General features: G+C 56.0%; 18 protein-coding genes and 1 riboswitch. Of the genes, 6 read left to right on the top strand and 12 right to left on the bottom strand.

The window, feature by feature from the left end; translation table 11 throughout:
* Positions 1–36: 36 nt before the first annotated feature.
* The 10 genes from GYRE_RS03075 to GYRE_RS03030 all read right to left on the bottom strand — a co-directional run bounded on the left by GYRE_RS03075 (position 37) and on the right by GYRE_RS03030 (position 8742).
* Positions 37–354 (bottom strand): PTS lactose/cellobiose transporter subunit IIA, encoded by a 318-nt coding sequence (locus GYRE_RS03075; protein WP_038252915.1) that lies wholly within the window; start codon positions 352–354, stop codon positions 37–39.
* A 3-nt stretch (positions 355–357) separates the two neighbouring features.
* Positions 358–663 (bottom strand): PTS sugar transporter subunit IIB, encoded by a 306-nt coding sequence (locus GYRE_RS03070; RefSeq protein WP_038252911.1) that lies wholly within the window; start codon positions 661–663, stop codon positions 358–360.
* Positions 664–841: 178 nt separating this feature from the next.
* Positions 842–2374, bottom strand: a complete 1533-nt coding sequence (locus GYRE_RS03065) for a sensor domain-containing diguanylate cyclase (protein ID WP_038252908.1) — start codon at positions 2372–2374, stop codon at positions 842–844.
* 263 nt (positions 2375–2637) lie between these two features.
* Positions 2638–3765 carry a 2-iminoacetate synthase ThiH gene (gene thiH / locus GYRE_RS03060; RefSeq protein ID WP_038252905.1) on the bottom strand — a complete coding sequence of 376 codons (1128 nt, stop codon included), beginning with the start codon at positions 3763–3765 and terminating at the stop codon, positions 2638–2640.
* The gene (gene thiG / locus GYRE_RS03055) at positions 3762–4532 is read right to left on the bottom strand and encodes a thiazole synthase (RefSeq protein WP_038252900.1); all 771 of its coding nucleotides are present in this window, start codon (positions 4530–4532) and stop codon (positions 3762–3764) included. Before thiG ends, thiH begins: the two co-directional genes overlap by 4 nt.
* Before the next feature lies 1 nt (position 4533).
* Complete coding sequence (gene thiS / locus GYRE_RS03050; RefSeq protein WP_006816559.1) at positions 4534–4734, bottom strand: sulfur carrier protein ThiS; 201 nt, start codon at positions 4732–4734, stop codon at positions 4534–4536.
* On the bottom strand, positions 4718–5473 hold the full coding sequence (locus GYRE_RS03045) for a HesA/MoeB/ThiF family protein (protein WP_038252899.1): 756 nt from the start codon (positions 5471–5473) through the stop codon (positions 4718–4720). The genes thiS and GYRE_RS03045 overlap by 17 nt, the downstream gene beginning before the upstream one ends.
* Positions 5466–6101: a thiamine phosphate synthase gene (gene thiE / locus GYRE_RS03040; protein ID WP_038252896.1), complete on the bottom strand. Its 636-nt coding sequence runs from the start codon at positions 6099–6101 to the stop codon at positions 5466–5468. Before thiE ends, GYRE_RS03045 begins: the two co-directional genes overlap by 8 nt.
* Entirely contained in the window at positions 6101–7999 is a 1899-nt protein-coding gene (thiC, locus tag GYRE_RS03035; RefSeq protein ID WP_006816562.1) for a phosphomethylpyrimidine synthase ThiC, read from the bottom strand. The genes thiE and thiC overlap by 1 nt, the downstream gene beginning before the upstream one ends.
* 85 nt (positions 8000–8084) lie before the next feature.
* A riboswitch (TPP riboswitch) is annotated at positions 8085–8194 on the bottom strand.
* A 53-nt stretch (positions 8195–8247) separates the two neighbouring features.
* Positions 8248–8742, bottom strand: a complete 495-nt coding sequence (locus GYRE_RS03030; protein ID WP_006816563.1) for an Rsd/AlgQ family anti-sigma factor — start codon at positions 8740–8742, stop codon at positions 8248–8250.
* A 94-nt stretch (positions 8743–8836) separates the two neighbouring features.
* On the opposite strand from GYRE_RS03030, the gene nudC reads away from it, so the two are divergent.
* The 6 genes from nudC to GYRE_RS03000 all read left to right on the top strand — a co-directional run bounded on the left by nudC (position 8837) and on the right by GYRE_RS03000 (position 13195).
* On the top strand, positions 8837–9610 hold the full coding sequence (gene nudC / locus GYRE_RS03025) for an NAD(+) diphosphatase (RefSeq protein WP_006816564.1): 774 nt from the start codon (positions 8837–8839) through the stop codon (positions 9608–9610).
* 39 nt (positions 9611–9649) lie between these two features.
* A complete protein-coding gene (hemE, locus tag GYRE_RS03020) occupies positions 9650–10714 on the top strand; it encodes a uroporphyrinogen decarboxylase (RefSeq protein ID WP_006816565.1) in 1065 nt (354 codons plus the stop codon).
* A 9-nt stretch (positions 10715–10723) separates the two neighbouring features.
* Positions 10724–11395, top strand: coding sequence for a deoxyribonuclease V (nfi, locus tag GYRE_RS03015; RefSeq protein ID WP_038252893.1), 672 nt, complete (start codon positions 10724–10726; stop codon positions 11393–11395).
* Positions 11396–11437: 42 nt separating this feature from the next.
* The gene (locus GYRE_RS03010) at positions 11438–12028 is read left to right on the top strand and encodes a YjaG family protein (protein ID WP_006816567.1); all 591 of its coding nucleotides are present in this window, start codon (positions 11438–11440) and stop codon (positions 12026–12028) included.
* Between the two features lie 186 nt (positions 12029–12214).
* Positions 12215–12487: a nucleoid-associated protein HU-alpha gene (gene hupA / locus GYRE_RS03005; protein WP_006816568.1), complete on the top strand. Its 273-nt coding sequence runs from the start codon at positions 12215–12217 to the stop codon at positions 12485–12487.
* Between the two features lie 12 nt (positions 12488–12499).
* The gene (locus tag GYRE_RS03000; RefSeq protein ID WP_038252924.1) at positions 12500–13195 is read left to right on the top strand and encodes a DUF1481 domain-containing protein; all 696 of its coding nucleotides are present in this window, start codon (positions 12500–12502) and stop codon (positions 13193–13195) included.
* A 51-nt stretch (positions 13196–13246) separates the two neighbouring features.
* Here GYRE_RS03000 and purD read toward each other — a convergent pair whose 3' ends face one another.
* Both purD and purH read right to left on the bottom strand, forming a co-directional pair.
* Positions 13247–14539, bottom strand: coding sequence for a phosphoribosylamine--glycine ligase (gene purD, locus GYRE_RS02995; protein WP_038252890.1), 1293 nt, complete (start codon positions 14537–14539; stop codon positions 13247–13249).
* 15 nt (positions 14540–14554) lie between these two features.
* The gene (gene purH, locus GYRE_RS02990; protein ID WP_006816571.1) at positions 14555–16144 is read right to left on the bottom strand and encodes a bifunctional phosphoribosylaminoimidazolecarboxamide formyltransferase/IMP cyclohydrolase; all 1590 of its coding nucleotides are present in this window, start codon (positions 16142–16144) and stop codon (positions 14555–14557) included.
* Between the last annotated feature and the right edge of the window lie 329 nt (positions 16145–16473).

The following is a 16473-nucleotide window of genomic DNA, read 5'->3' as shown; positions in this document are numbered from 1 at the left end:
CCGGGCATATTGCTATATGACTGAGTATTGTTGTTATCAGTTAGCGAGCGGTAACCGGCGATACAGTTCAATCATGTCGCCCGCCAGATCCTGAATGACCATCGCGTTCATCAGGTGATCCTGTGAGTGAACGGTAATCAGGTTCACCGGTAGCTTTCCAGTACCTTCATCAAGACCAATGAGCTGTGTCTGGATCGTGTGTGCATGCTTCACGTATTCACGCGACTCTTCCATCGCTTTTTCGGCTTCGCTAAAGTCACCTTTACGTGCCATTTGCAGCGCCGTCAGAGCAGCACTACGTGCCGCACCCGCGTTGACCAGCAATTCCATGATAGTGGTTTCTAAATCTTCCACGGCTTACTCCATCATCTTAAGGGCTTTTTCGAGTACGACATCACCCTTCATCATGCCATAGTCCATCATGTCGATGACGGCAACCTTTTTACCCAACGGGTCGGCCTGTGCCTGCAGTTTTGCTTGTTCATATTTCACCTGCGGCCCCAGCAGCACAATATCTGCCGTAGCGATATTGTCTTTAAACTCAGCAACCGGCACCGCCTTGATAGAGACCTCTACGCCTTTCTTTAGCGCTGCGTCTTTCATTCGTTGAACCAGCATGCTGGTGGACATTCCGGCAGCACAGCATAAAACTATGTTTTTCATCACTTGCCCTCACGTTTCCTGGTCCCTCATCTTTATCCTGTGAGACCAGGCAGAACAACCGCTTTACGATGATTGTGTGTAAGTCATCACAAAATAATGAAACCGGTTACAGCGATGGCTGATACCACAAAAAAGCCCGCAGCAGCGGGCGGTTAAAGAGAGTGAAGAGTTATCTGTTTCAGGTCCGCAGGATCTGATTTTTACCCTGCTGCTTGGCTTTATACAGCGCCTCGTCAACCCGGATAACCAGCTGTTCCAGCGATTCCATATTCCACTCTCCAAGTCCGGCGCTGAAGGTAACGTGCAGACCATCTTCCCGCCAGGTGCGGTTGGCGACGTTGACGCGCCACAACTCCAGCAACTGGTGGGCGGCATCGGGTTCATCGCCAGGAAACAGCACGGCGAACTCTTCGCCGCCGTAGCGATACACCGAGATTTTATTCGGCTGCATGACCTGAATACCTTCACGTGCCACGTTTCGCAGCACGATGTCGCCATTCAGGTGACCCCAGGTATCGTTAATGGATTTGAAGTTGTCGACGTCGGCCAGCGCCAGTGAGAAGGGCTGATTGTCATTCATCAGCGTGGCAATATCGCTGTCGAAGGCCCGACGGTTTTTGCAGCCAGTCAGTGCATCAATGGTCGCCTGGCGAACATACGCCTCTTCGCGCTCTTTACTGGACTCAATCGCTTTACTTAGCATGGCTTCAAGACGCGGAGCCTGTTTAACGTCACCGGTTTTAATGGCGTTGATGATATTCATCAGCACGGTGCGCGACGAGTGGCGCAGATAGAGCCCGAAAAGCACCACAAGTATCACCGCAAGGCCAAACCCCCAGGCAACAATAATGCTCTCATGCCGTGCCAGGTCGCTGAGCGTCGCGTCAGCCACTTTAAACACAACAAACCAGTCCGGGTTGGTGAAGGAGTAATAGTAGTACCAGGTGTCGCTCTTTTTATCGAACACCATGCCTTCCCCGTTGGTCATTTTATCCATCAGGGTGGAGGGGATCTGCATACGAAACAGCGCGCCGGTGTCCGGGTGTAGCACCGCGAGCCCGTCACGGTTAACGACAAAGAATTCGCCCTGCATCGGAGATTGCGTCTGACGCAGGGTATAACCCATGGAAGCCAGATCGATATGAAACGCCAGTGTGCCTTTTAGTTTTCCTTCCGGCGAGACTACCGGCTTATAGATGGTGATAACTTTATGGTGGGAAAAGAAGTCGTTGTAAGGGTCGGTATAGCGGCTGAAGGTGCTGGCATCCGCCTGGTGTGCGAACCACGGGCGAACCTTCGGGTTAATCGGTGGTTCATCGCCGTTCATCACCGCCTGCGGTGCGCGCAGATAGTGGCCATCGGCGTCGGCAATCGAAATAGAGGATACCGTGGGCATCAGCGTCAGCAGTTGCATTAGCCGTTCTGAACCGGCTTCGGGATCGAGGTTGACCGTCTTATTAAGCTCGTCATTACGGGAGAAAAAATTCACCGCGCGGCTCAAAATATAATCGTTCTCGCGCAGAATAACGGCCGTATAGTTCACCGCCAGGTTGTGGGTGAAGTTGCGGTTAATCTGGTGATAGTCCTCAATAATATCTTTACGCTGGTTCAGGGTGACCAGAACGGCAATCAGGATAAACCCCAATAAAATTCCCGAAAAGCTCACCAGGATAGGCGTCGTAAAAGACAATTTTCTGCTATGGATTTTCATATCGCGTTCAGCATTCCATTTGGCGAATAGCAAAAGTATAGAGGTCGTGCGCTGGTGTGGCGTAGTATACGCTTCCCTTCTGTGGAAAGAGTCCGAAACAGCAGCAGAAGGCAGGGCGGTCAGAGGAAGAAAGCTCCGCCCTGGTCAGCATCCGTTGCTGACAGGCGGAGAATAATCAACTGGCAAAGCCGACACCACGCCCGGATTGTCGCTTTGCGAGGCGTTTTCAGCCCTTTCTGGTGGAGCAACATCCGCTTGCTGAATTATTGCGAGGCGCGTCCCAACCAGCTATCCCAGTCTTTCCACACCGGCTGTAATCCTTGTGCAGCTAACGCGCTGGCGACCTCTTCCGGCCGACGACCATCATGCGGTGTAAACTGCTCAAGCTCCGGATGGTCATCAGCGTAGCCACCCGGCTGGGTTTTTGAAAAGGCGCTGACATTGTTAATGGCAAGGGGGATCACCCGATCGCGGAACCACGGAGATTCACGCGTGGAGAGCGAAAGCTCAACCTCCGGTGACAGCAGGCGAAATGCGCAGATGGTTTGCACGAGCTGGCGTTCATCCATGATGGAGGCAGGTTCAATACCCCCGGTGCAGGGTCGCAGTCGCGGGAAGGAAATAGAGTAGCGGCTCTGCCAGTAGTGTTGCTGCAACCAAAGCAGGTGTTCCGCCACCATATAGCAATCTACGCGCCAGCTGTCAGAAAGGCCAATCAGAGCGCCGAGGCCAATTTTGTCGATACCTGCGCGGCCCAGACGGTCCGGGGTTTCCAGTCGCCAGAAAAAATCCTGCTTGTTCCCTTTAAGATGATGCTTTGCATACATCGCCTCATGGTAGGTCTCCTGGTAAACCATAACGCCGTCGAGCCCCAGCGTTTTTAGTTCGGCATATTCGGCCTGTGACATGGGCTGAACTTCCATTTGCAGCGAGGAAAAACGCTGACGAATGGCAGGCAGATGCTGGCGAAAATAGTCCATTCCCACCTTAGCCTGATGCTCCCCTGTGACCAGCAGCAGGTGCTCGAAGCCCATTTCACGGATCGCGTTGCATTCGCGCTCGATCTCGTCGGCATCGAGCGTTTTGCGCTTGATGCGGTTGCTCATCGAAAAACCACAGTAGGTACAATCGTTGGCGCACAGGTTGGAAAGATACAGTGGAACATAAAAGCTGACGGTATTGCCGAAGCGCTGGCGCGTGAGGCGCTGTGCGCGCTGCGCCATCGGTTCGAGAAACGCGTCGGCGGCGGGGGAGAGTAGCGCCATCATATCCTCCCGCGTGGGCAGACGCGCATTCAGCGCCCGCTCAACGTCGGCGGGCGTTTTACTGTTGATTCGCAGGCGGATATCGTCCCAGTTGAGCTGCCGCCAGCGATCGCTAAACGAGGTCATGACAGCGTCCCCAGGAATCCGGTCAGCGGGCTGGTGGCCTGCGCGTGCAGGCTACTCGCACCTGGCCCGGACTGACGCGCCAGAATGCCCGCCTCAACGGCGAGACGAAATGCACGAGCCATGGCGACGGGATCGTCCGCAACGGCAATCGCGGTGTTCACCAGCACCGCATCGGCACCCATCTCCAGGGCCTGCGCTGCATGGCTGGGAACGCCAATTCCGGCATCAACCACCACCGGAACACCGGACTGAGCGATGATTATCTCCAGCATCGCGCGGGTTTCCAGACCCTGATTTGAACCAATTGGCGCCCCCAGCGGCATCACTGCCGCACAGCCGACCTCTTCAAGACGTTTACACAGCACCGGGTCCGCACCGCAGTAGGGCAACACAATAAACCCCTGTTTTACCAACGCTTCTGCGGCTTTCAGCGTCTCGATGGGGTCTGGCAACAGCCAGCGCGCATCGGGGTGGATCTCAAGCTTCAGCCAGCGGGTACCCAGCGCTTCCCGTGCCAGCTGGGCGGCGAAAATCGCCTCTTCGGCGGTTTTCGCTCCCGAGGTGTTAGGTAGCAGCGTGACGCCCGCGGCGAGCAGAGGCGCCAGGATCGCGTCGTTGTGCTCACGCAGATCGACACGTTTCATGGCAAGGGTCACCAGTTGACTGCCTGAGGCGCGAATCGCCTCAACCATCAGCTGTGGCGATGCGAATTTGCCTGTTCCAGTGAAAAGGTGTGAATCAAAGACTTTATCGGCAATCTGTAACATCTTAGCCTCCGGCAATAACCTGAAAAAGCAGGATAGTGTCGCCGTCCTGCAGATGATGGGCTGCCCACTGGTCACGGGGAAGGATCTGTTGGTTGAGCGCCAGCGCAATGCCGGGTTTATGCTGTGCTAACTGTTCAAGCAGTCCGGCGACGGTTGTCGTTTCGGCACACTGGATAGGCTCGTCGTTAAATCGAATCTGCATGCAAGCCTCCACATACCGGGCACGCCTTCGAGCGGCGCAGCGCCAGGGCTCGCCAGCCGCTGTTGCGGGCATCAAACAACCGTAGCTCGTTGCGAACGGTGTCCATTCCGCAGAGCAGTTTGATAGCCTCAAGTGCCTGCAGTGTGCCCATCATTCCCACCACCGGGCCGACAATACCGGCGGTACGGCAGTTGCGCTCCGGCTCGTGTTCATCAGGCCACAGACAGCGGTAACAGCCCTGCGTCCACGGCGGTGTGAGTACCATCATCTGCCCACCAAAACCGACGGCGCTGGCGGTGATTAAGGGGGTGTCGAGCGCCACGCAGGCGGCGTTGATGGCCTGACGCGTGGCCATGTTGTCAGTACAGTCGAGCACCACGTCGGCAAGTGCCACCTGTTCGTGCAGCGCTTCGCCCTGAAGCCGTTCCGTCAGGGCAATCAGCGCGTTGTGCGGGTTAAGCTGGTGCAGCCGCTGGCGCGCCGCCTGGGCTTTAGGCTGCGCGACATCTTCGGTGCTGAAAAGGATCTGCCGTTGCAGATTGCTGATATGTACATCGTCGTTGTCAGCGAGCACCAGCGTGCCGACTCCGGCACCGGCGAGGTACAGCGCAGCCGGTGAGCCAAGCCCGCCAAGACCCACAATCAGCACCCGGCTGTTCAGCAGTTTTTGCTGACCTTCAACCGCAATATCCTCCAGCAGGATCTGGCGGCTGTAGCGCATAAAGTCCTGGTCATTCATCGCCCACTCCTGCTAACTCAAGCAGCTTTGCCGTGGCAGCCTGCCAGTCCGCGGCCTGGGTAATGGCACTGACCACAGCAATACTGCCGACGCCGGTAGCCAGAACCGGTGCGGCGCGTTCAAGGCTTATCCCACCTATTGCCACCGTAGGGTAGTCCTTCAGACGAGCAATATGCGCCGCCAGCTGCTCGAGCCCCTGAGGAGACGAAGGCATCTGCTTGGTCTGTGTCGGGAAGACGTGACCGAGTGCGATATAAGAAGGACGCGCTGCCAGGGCGACGTCAATCTCCATGTCGTCGTGGGTCGATACACCGAGCCGCAGCCCGGCAGCACGAATGGCGTTCAGGTCGGTCGTCTCAAGATCTTCCTGACCGAGATGTACGCCATACGCATTGTGCTTAATTGCCAGGCGCCAGTAGTCGTTGATGAACAGGCGGGCGTCGTAACGACGCCCCAGCGCAATGGCGGCGGCCACGTCCGCTTCTACCTCTGCGTCGCGCTTATCCTTGATGCGTAGCTGAAGCGTGCGTACTCCCGCCTGCAACAGACGTTTGATCCACTCAACGCTGTCGACCACCGGGTAAAGTCCCAGCCGGTAGGGAACGGATGGAAAATCAGGTTGATACATCACACCTCCTCCTGTTTGAGGTAGATTTCCCCCCCTTTGGCGCGGAAGTTATTCGACATATCCGCCATCCCTACTTCAATAGCCTGTTTTGCCGCGTAGTCGCGCACTTCCTGGGTGATTTTCATCGAGCAGAATTTCGGTCCGCACATTGAGCAGAAGTGGGCGACTTTACCGGATTCCTGCGGCAGGGTTTCATCGTGGTAGGCGCGGGCGGTGAACGGGTCGAGCGCCAGGTTGAACTGATCTTCCCAGCGGAATTCAAAGCGTGCTTTCGACATGGCGTTATCGCGGATCTGCGCCCCAGGGTGTCCTTTCGCCAGGTCAGCGGCGTGGGCGGCGATTTTGTAGGTAATCAGCCCCTGTTTAACGTCTTCTTTATTTGGCAGGCCGAGGTGCTCTTTTGGCGTGACGTAGCAGAGCATTGCACAGCCGAACCAGCCGATCATTGCAGCACCAATGCCGGAGGTGAAGTGGTCATAACCCGGTGCGATGTCGGTCGTCAATGGCCCCAGTGTATAGAACGGGGCTTCGTGGCAATGCTCCAGCTCTTCGGTCATGTTGCGGCGGATCATCTGCATTGGCACATGTCCTGGACCTTCAATCATTACCTGTACGTCATATTCCCAGGCGATTTTGGTCAGTTCGCCAAGGGTGTGTAGTTCAGCAAACTGGGCTTCGTCGTTGGCATCCTGAATGGAGCCCGGACGCAGGCCGTCGCCCAGCGACAAAGAAACGTCATAGGCGGCGCAGATTTCGCAAATCTCGCGGAAGCGCTCGTAGAGGAAGTTCTCTTTATGATGGGAAAGGCACCACTTCGCCATGATAGATCCACCGCGCGAAACAATACCTGTCAGGCGTTTGGCGGTCATCGGAACGTAGCGCAACAGGACGCCTGCGTGAATGGTGAAGTAGTCCACGCCCTGTTCCGCCTGCTCCAGCAAGGTATCGCGGAACGCTTCCCAGGTGAGATCTTCGGCGATCCCGTTCACCTTCTCCAGCGCCTGGTAGATCGGAACCGTACCGATCGGCACCGGGCTGTTACGCAGGATCCACTCACGGGTTTCATGAATATAGCGGCCGGTGGAGAGATCCATCACTGTGTCTGCGCCCCAGCGGGTCGACCACACTAATTTCTCCACTTCTTCTTCGATAGAAGAGGTCACCGCCGAGTTACCGATGTTGGCGTTGACCTTCACGAGGAAGTTGCGGCCGATGATCATCGGTTCTGATTCAGGGTGGTTAATATTTGCCGGAATGATGGCGCGGCCGGCGGCGACTTCATCGCGAACGAATTCCGGTGTGATGTTTTCCGGCAGACGGGCACCAAAGCCCTCTCCCGGATGCTGGTGGCGGAGCACTTCGCTGCGGATACGCTCGCGGCCCATGTTTTCGCGAATGGCGATGAATTCCATCTCCGGGGTCACAATCCCCTGGCGGGCATAGTGCAGTTGAGTCACGCATTTACCCGCTTTGGCGCGTTTTGGCGTGAGGAGGCCGGTGAAGCGCAGTTCATCAAGGCCATCGTCTGCCAGGCGCTCTTTGGCCCAGGCAGAACTGCGATCGCTGAGTACTTCGCTGTCGTGACGGGCTTCAATCCACGGCTGGCGCAGCTTCTCAAGGCCCTGCTGGACGTTAATTGCAATAGCCGGGTCGCCGTAAGGGCCGGAGGTGTCATAAACCGGAACGGCTTCGTTCTCTTCAAACTGCGGGTTATCTTTGCTGCCACCGGTGAGGGTGGGGCTCAGCTGGATTTCACGCATGGGGACGCGGATATCCGGCTGCGAACCTTCAATATAGATACGTAATGAGTTGGGGAACGCGGTGCCTTCCAGGGTATCGATAAAGTGTTGGGCCTGGGCGCGCTGTTCGCGGCGTGACGGTTTAGTAGTTGCAGACATAGCTCATTCCAGATAGTAAAGGACATGGCTTGTCAGACGACGGAGGGAGTAATGGGTGTGCGCACCCCTGAGGGTAGCAGCGTAAAGCTGGATTACTCTTGTTCCCTTCGCAGGTTTTAACCTGATCAGGTTCCGCGGATCCCGAATTAACGGTCTCAGCCCGTGTTCGCACACTGGGCACTCCGACAAGATAGCAATCCCCTCCGCAGAGGGGAACGGATGTAAACTACGCGTTAATGATTAAGAACTCAAGCGGGACGTACCGCGCTTGTGCCGTTGAGATTGAGGTTGTTGTCAAACGCCAGCACGATGAGCTTATCTTCCAGCGCGAAACGTGCTTCCAGCGCCTCACCTATCCCGGACAACGCCTGCTGAAACTCGCGGTAGTTGTCGTGATCGATGGCATTTTCAAGATTAGAGTCGTAGTAATCCATGATCTGCTGGGTGTTGGCTTCCAGCCGCGAGCACAGTTTTGTCGCCGTTAAATGTGGGTTATTCCCTTCCATTTCGCTGATAATGCGTTCATAAATATTAAAATGTCCGGCGGAAAGATAGTCCACCAGGCCCTGACAGAAATCATCCAGCGCTTTTTCATTCAGACGCATATAGGATTCTTTGCCAGGCTTGATGCCAACCAGATTGTAGTAAGTCACGAGCAGATGCTTACGCACATGTAGCCACTGATCGATGAATTTACTTGTTCCGCCAACGCGTTCGGTCAGGCTTTCTAACTGGTTTAGCATGTTTGACTCCGCAATTTAAGATTTAAAACGGCTCACCTGAAATGTAAAAATTATGTTGTCAAGGTGCCAGTGAAGCGAAGGTAGTGCAATAGATATGGATCGTATAATTGAAAAATTAGACAGCGGTTGGTGGATAGTCAGCCATGAACAGAAATTATGGCTACCGCAGGGTGAATTACCATACGGTAAGGCAGGAAATTACGATCTTGTGGGACAGACCGCACTTCAGATAGGTGAATGGCAGGGCGAGCCGGTCTGGCTGGTGCAGCAAAAACGCCAGCATGATATGGCCTCGGTACGCCAGGTGATTGACCAGGATGTGGGGCTGTTTCAGCTTGCCGGCCGTGGCGTACAACTGGCGGAGTTCTATCGCTCTCATAAGTATTGTGGCTACTGCGGGCATACCATGCACCCGAGCAAAACCGAATGGGCGATGCTCTGCAGCCACTGTCGTGAACGCTATTATCCGCAGATTGCACCCTGCATGATTGTCGCTATTCGCCGTGACGATACCCTTCTCCTGGCCCAGCACACCCGGCATCGTAACGGTGTGCATACCGTGCTGGCAGGCTTTGTTGAAGTGGGGGAAACCCTGGAACAGACGGTCGCGCGTGAGGTGATGGAGGAGAGCGGTATCAAGGTGAAAAACCTGCGCTACGTGACCTCGCAACCCTGGCCGTTCCCGCAATCGCTGATGACCGCTTTTATGGCCGATTATGACAGCGGCGAGATAGTGATTGATAAGAAAGAGCTGCTGGAGGCGAACTGGTATCGCTATGACAATTTACCGCTTCTGCCTCCGCCGGGTACGGTGGCGCGACGGCTGATTGAAGATACCGTGGCAATGTGTCGGGCAGAGTACGAATGACATGATAGACTGGCGCTCTGTAGCTAAAGGAATGTGAAAATGACCGAACTGAAAAACGATCGTTACCTGCGCGCGCTGCTGCGCCAGCCAGTAGATGTCACTCCGGTATGGATGATGAGACAGGCTGGGCGCTATTTGCCGGAGTACAAAGCCACCCGTGCACAAGCGGGCGACTTCATGTCGCTGTGCAAAAATGCGGAGCTGGCGTGTGAAGTCACGCTGCAACCGCTGCGTCGTTACCCGCTGGATGCGGCGATCCTCTTTTCCGATATTTTGACCATTCCTGATGCAATGGGGCTGGGGCTCTACTTCGAAGCCGGAGAAGGCCCGCGCTTCACTTCACCGTTAAAGAATAAAGCGGATGTAGACCGCCTGCCGATCCCCGATCCGGAGCAGGAGCTGGGTTACGTCATGAACGCGGTGCGCACCATTCGCCGTGAGCTGAAAGGCGAAGTTCCGCTGATTGGTTTTTCCGGCAGCCCGTGGACGCTGGCGACCTACATGGTGGAAGGGGGCAGCAGCAAAGCCTTCACCGTGATTAAAAAGATGATGTATGCCGAACCGGCCACGCTGCACGCGCTGCTGGATAAGCTTGCGAAAAGCGTCACTCTGTATCTGAATGCACAGATCAAAGCGGGTGCGCAGTCAGTAATGATTTTCGATACCTGGGGCGGCGTGCTGACCGGGCGTGACTATCAGCAGTTCTCGTTGTACTACATGCATAAAATTGTCGATGGCCTGCTGCGAGAAAACGAAGGGCGTCGGGTACCGGTAACGCTGTTTACCAAAGGCGGCGGCCAGTGGCTGGAAGCGATGGCTGAAACCGGCTGCGATGCCTTAGGTCTCGACTGGAGTACCGATATCGCCGATGCGCGCCGTCGCGTTGGGCATAAAGTTGCGCTGCAGGGCAACATGGATCCTTCCATGCTGTATGCGACTCCTGCCCGAATCGAAGAGGAAGTTGCGTCGATCCTCGCGGGCTTTGGCCAGGGGGAAGGTCATGTCTTCAACCTGGGGCACGGTATTCATCAGGACGTTCCGCCAGAGCACGCGGGTGCGTTTGTAGAAGCGGTGCATCGTCTCTCCGCGCCGTACCACCGCTAAGGCTCAGGTATGGATCTCGCGTCGCTTCGCGCTCAGCAACTCGACCTCGCGGCAAGCGTTATCCGCGAGGATAACCTGGCCTGCAATCCGCCGAAGATAATTGGCGGGGCAGACGTTGGGTTTGAAGAGGGCGGGGAAGTGACGCGGGCGGCGATGGTGCTCCTGAAGTACCCTTCTCTTGAGCTGGTGGAGTACCAGGTGGCGCGCATCGCCACCACCATGCCTTATATTCCGGGCTTTCTCTCCTTCCGTGAAGCCCCGGCGCTGATGGCCGTCTGGCAGCTGCTGTCGCAAAAGCCCGATCTGTTGTTCGTTGACGGACATGGGATTTCGCACCCGCGGCGCCTCGGCGTTGCCAGCCATTTTGGCCTGCTGGTTGACGTGCCGACCATCGGCGTTGCCAAGAAACGCCTGTGCGGTAAGTTTGAGCCGCTTTCGCCCGAACCGGGGGCACTGGCGCCGCTCATCGACAAAGGTGAACAGCTGGCCTGGGTGTGGCGCAGCAAAGCGCGCTGCAACCCGCTGTTTATCTCGACCGGGCATCGCGTCAGCCAGGACAGCGCATTGGCATGGGTTCAGCGCTGTATGAAGGGCTACCGTTTACCCGAACCCACCCGCTGGGCAGACGCCGTGGCGTCCGGTCGTCCGGCGTTTCGCCGCCTGCAAGCAATTCGCCCCTGATTCAGGTACACTGCGGCTAATTATCGATTCCGAGATCTCATCATGTTACAAAACCCGATTCATCTGCGTCTGGAGCGGCTGGAAAGCTGGCAGCACACCACGTTTATGGCCTGCCTGTGTGAACGCATGTTCCCGAACTATGCGATGTTCTGCAAGGAGACCGAGTTCGGCGAGGCGCAGCTGTACCGTCGCATTCTTGATCTGATCTGGGAAACGCTGACGGTGAAAGATGCAAAGGTGAACTTCGACAGCCAGCTGGAAAAGCTGGAAGAGGCCATTCCTTCCGCCGATGACTACGATATGTACGGTGTCTACCCGGCCATCGACGCCTGCGTGGCGTTGAGTGAACTTGTTCACTCACGGCTGAGCGGTGAAACGCTGGAACATGCCATTGAGGTTAGTAAGACTTCAATCACCACCGTGGCGATGCTGGAAATGACCCAGGCCGGTCGTGAAATGACCGACGAAGAGCTCAAAGAAAACCCGGCAGTTGAGCAGGAATGGGACATTCAATGGGAAATTTTCCGCCTTCTGGCCGACTGCGAGGAGCGTGATATTGAGCTTATCAAAGGGCTGCGCGCCGACCTCCGTGAGGCGGGTGAGAGCAATATCGGTATAATTTTTCAGCAATGAGACAACAAAACGTGATTTACCGCCTGATTTGTCGTGCCTGAAGGCTTCACATCTGCCCCCCGTCTGGTCTACATTTGGAGGGCGAAAAAAAGTGGCTATCGGTGCGTGTATGCAGGAGAGTGCTTTTCTGGCATTTCCGTCGCACTCGATGCTTAGCAAGCGATAAACACATTGTAAGGATAACTTATGAACAAGACTCAACTGATTGATGTAATTGCGGACAAGGCTGATCTGTCTAAAGCACAGGCAAAATCTGCTCTGGAATCCACCCTGGCTGCTATTACTGAGTCTCTGAAAGAAGGTGATGCTGTACAACTGGTTGGTTTCGGTACCTTCAAAGTGAACCACCGCGCTGAGCGCACTGGCCGCAACCCGCAGACCGGTAAAGAAATCAAAATCGCCGCAGCTAACGTCCCGGCGTTTGTTTCTGGTAAAGCACTGAAAGACGCAGTTAAGTAAGACCGCGTGGCAGTGAACAGTTTTAACGGAGGGGCGGTGTTATCGCCCCTTTTGTCCGTCTGGCGCCGTTCTCTTGCGCTGGCGGCTGTTCTGTTGCTGTCCGCCTGTAGCCACGACTCCACACTCCCGCCGTTCACGGCCAGTGGCTACGTCGACGACCAGGGCGCTGTGCGTATCTGGCGTAAAGACACTAACGGAGAAACGCATCTCCTCGCCGCATTCAGCCCATGGCGAAGCGGTAGCACCACAACCAGCGAATACCGCTGGCAGGGTGACCTGTTGACGCTCATCGAGCTCAACATCATGAGTAAACCTCCCGAACATATCCGCGTGCGCTTTGACGATCAGGGCGAGCTGAGCTTTATGCAGCGTGAAGTGGATGGTCAAAAGCAGCAGCTTTCCAGCGACCAGATTGCGCTGTACCGCTACCGCGCCGACCAAATCCGCCAGACCAGCGATGCGCTACGTCAGGGGCGCGTCGTGTTACGCCAGGGGCGCTGGCATGCCAACGGCACGGTAACCACCTGTGAAGGGCAAACCGTGAAACCCGATCTGGATACGCTGGCGATTGATCATATCGAAAAACGCCAGAGCCGCTCCTCAATGGAGGTCAGCGTGGCATGGCTGGAAGCGAAAGAGGGGTCACAGCTGTTACTGGTGGCCAACGAAGACTTCTGTACCTGGCAGCCAACGGAAAAGAATTTTTAGCGGGGATCGTGCTGATCCCCTCTCCCTGCCGGGAGAGGGGATGGGTATCGCTTACTCGCCCTGCTCGCGGGCAATCGCCCGATAGCCGATGTCTTTGCGGCTGAAGCAATCTTCCCAGTAAATATCCTGCATCAGCGCATTGGCGCGTTTCTGCGCCTCAGCAACGGTATCACCCAGCGCGGTGATGCACAGTACGCGTCCACCATTAGTTAACACCTGGTCGTCAGCGGAAAGCGTGGTGCCGGCGTGGAACACCTTACCGTCAGCCGCATCTTTCAGCGGCAGACCGTGAATAACGTCGCCGGTACGATAGTTGCCAGGATAACCACCTGCAGCAATAACCACGCCGAGGGATGCACGGCTATCCCACTCAGAGGTTTTCTCATTAAGCTTCCCGTCGCAGGCGGCGAGACACAGTTCAACCAGATCGGACTGCAGGCGCAGCATGATAGGCTGGGTTTCCGGATCGCCGAAGCGGCAGTTGAACTCGATAACCTTCGGGTTACCCTGCTTGTCGATCATCAGCCCGGCATACAGGAAACCGGTGTAGGTATTCCCTTCCGCCGCCATCCCGCGAACGGTTGGCCAGATGACCCGTTCCATGGTGCGCTGGTGGACTTCATCGGTGACCACCGGCGCCGGAGAGTAAGCGCCCATACCGCCGGTGTTCGGGCCGGTATCGCCGTCGCCGACGCGCTTGTGATCCTGGCTGGTTGCCATCGGTAGCACATGCTCACCGTCAACCATCACGATAAAGCTGGCTTCTTCACCATCGAGGAATTCCTCGATAACGATGCGATGGCCTGCGTCGCCAAAGGCGTTCCCGGCCAGCATGTCTTTCACCGCGGCTTCTGCTTCTTCAAGCGTCATCGCTACGATAACGCCTTTCCCGGCGGCTAGACCGTCGGCTTTGATGACGATCGGCGCACCTTTTTCACGCAGGTAGGCCAGTGCGGGCTCCACTTCGGTAAAGTTCTGATATTCCGCCGTCGGGATTTTGTGACGTGCGAGGAAATCTTTGGTGAAAGCCTTGGAGCCTTCCAGCTGTGCGGCACCGGCGGTGGGGCCGAAAATCTTCAGCCCGGCTTCGCGGAACGCATCCACCACGCCAATCACCAGCGGCGCTTCCGGCCCGACGATCGTCAGGTCGACATGTGAGTCCAGGGCAAACTTCAGTAATGCGGGAACGTCGGTTGGATTAATCGCCACGTTCTGCAGTCCTGGCTCGAGAGCCGTACCGGCGTTACCAGGTGCAACAAACACGGTGTCTACCTGCGGTGACTGTGCGACTTTCCACGCCAGCGCATGTTCGCGACCGCCGTTACCGATAATTAATACTTTCATTCGTTGCTCCCTGTATTAGTGACGGAAGTGGCGCATGTCGGTGAAGATCATCGCAATGCCGTGCTCATCGGCGGCGGCGATAACTTCATCATCGCGAATGGAGCCACCCGGCTGAATCACGCAGGTCACTCCCACGGCCGCTGCGGCATCAATACCATCGCGGAACGGGAAGAAGGCATCAGAAGCCATCGCCGAGCCTTTGACTTCCAGTCCTTCGTCACCGGCTTTGATCCCGGCGATCTTCGCGGAGTACACGCGGCTCATCTGACCGGCACCTATTCCGATAGTCATATTCTCTTTGGCATAGACGATGGCATTGGATTTCACGAACTTAGCCACTTTCCAGCAGAACAGCGCATCACGCAGTTCCTGCTCGCTCGGCTGGCGCTTGCTGACCACACGCAGTTCATCCTTTGTCACCATGCCCAGGTCACGGTCCTGAACCAGCAAACCGCCGTTAACACGTTTGAAATCGAGGCCCGGAGTGCGCGCGGCCCACTCGCCACAGGTCAGAACGCGGACGTTCTGTTTAGCGGCGGTAATTTTCAGGGCTTCCAGAGAGGCCGTTGGGGCGATGATCACTTCCACGAACTGACGGGAGATGATTGCCTGTGCGGTTTCGGCATCCAGTTCGCGGTTAAAGGCGATGATGCCGCCGAAAGCGGAGGTTGGATCGGTTTTGTAAGCACGATCGTAGGCGTCCAGAATCGAAGTGCTCACCGCCACGCCGCACGGATTCGCGTGCTTCACGATAACGCAGGCAGGCTCGCTGAATTCTTTCACACATTCCAGCGCCGCGTCGGTGTCGGCGATGTTGTTATAAGAGAGGGCTTTACCCTGTAGCTGTTGGGCGGTTGCTACGGATGCTTCGTTGATCTCTTCTTCTATATAGAAGGCTGCTTGCTGATGGCTGTTTTCGCCATAGCGCATATCCTGCTTCTTAATGAAGTTCAGGTTCAGGGTACGCGGGAAACGACCAGACGCTTCTTTAGACTCGCCATGATAGGCCGGCACCATGCTGCCGAAGTAGTTGGCGATCATGCTGTCGTAAGCGGCGGTGTGTTCGAAAGCTTTGATGGCGAGATCGAAACGAGTATCGAGCGTCAGGGAACCGTCGTTGGCATCCATCTCTTTAATAATAGAGGTGTAGTCGCTGCTCTTTACAACGATGGCGACATCTTTATGGTTCTTAGCCGCCGAGCGCACCATGGTCGGCCCGCCGATATCGATGTTCTCGACGGCGTCTTCCAGCGAGCAACCTTCACGGGCAACGGTCTGTGCAAACGGATACAGGTTAACAACCACCATATCGATCGGCGCGATCCCGTGTTGATCCATAATCCCATCATCCTGACCGCGACGGCCGAGAATGCCACCATGAACTTTCGGGTGCAGGGTTTTAACGCGTCCATCCATCATTTCCGGAAAACCGGTGTAGTCGGAGACTTCGGTAACCGGTAAACCTTTATCTGCTAACAGGCGGGCAGTACCACCGGTAGACAGCAGCTCGACGCCGCGTGCGGAGAGTGCCTGTGCGAATTCGACGATACCGGCTTTATCAGAAACACTGAGAAGCGCGCGGCGGACTGGACGACGTTGTTGCATGGTATAAATCCCCAGGATTTGAACATTACAGAGAGCGTTAGATGAATTTTCCCTAAAAAAACTCAGCTAACGCGCCTGGCCAGGCATCCTTGTCTTTGCGCGGCATTGTAACGAAAACGTTTGCGCAACGCTCGCGAATTTTTCCCTTTTCTCTGCTTTGTGGATAACTCTGTGTGTAAATGGGTATAAGGCAGGGTTTTGCTGTGGAATGCAGCAGTCAGTCATTTTTCTGCAATTTAACTATTGCGGGCGCTCGAGAACTCCCTATAATGCGCCTCCATCGACACGGAACAACGGCAAACAAGCCGCCGGGTTGAAAGAGTTTCTTC

The sequence above is a fragment of the Yokenella regensburgei ATCC 49455 genome (genome assembly GCF_000735455.1).
In the GTDB taxonomy this organism is placed as follows: domain Bacteria; phylum Pseudomonadota; class Gammaproteobacteria; order Enterobacterales; family Enterobacteriaceae; genus Yokenella; species Yokenella regensburgei.
This window is presented reverse-complemented; position numbering and strand designations above follow the sequence as displayed.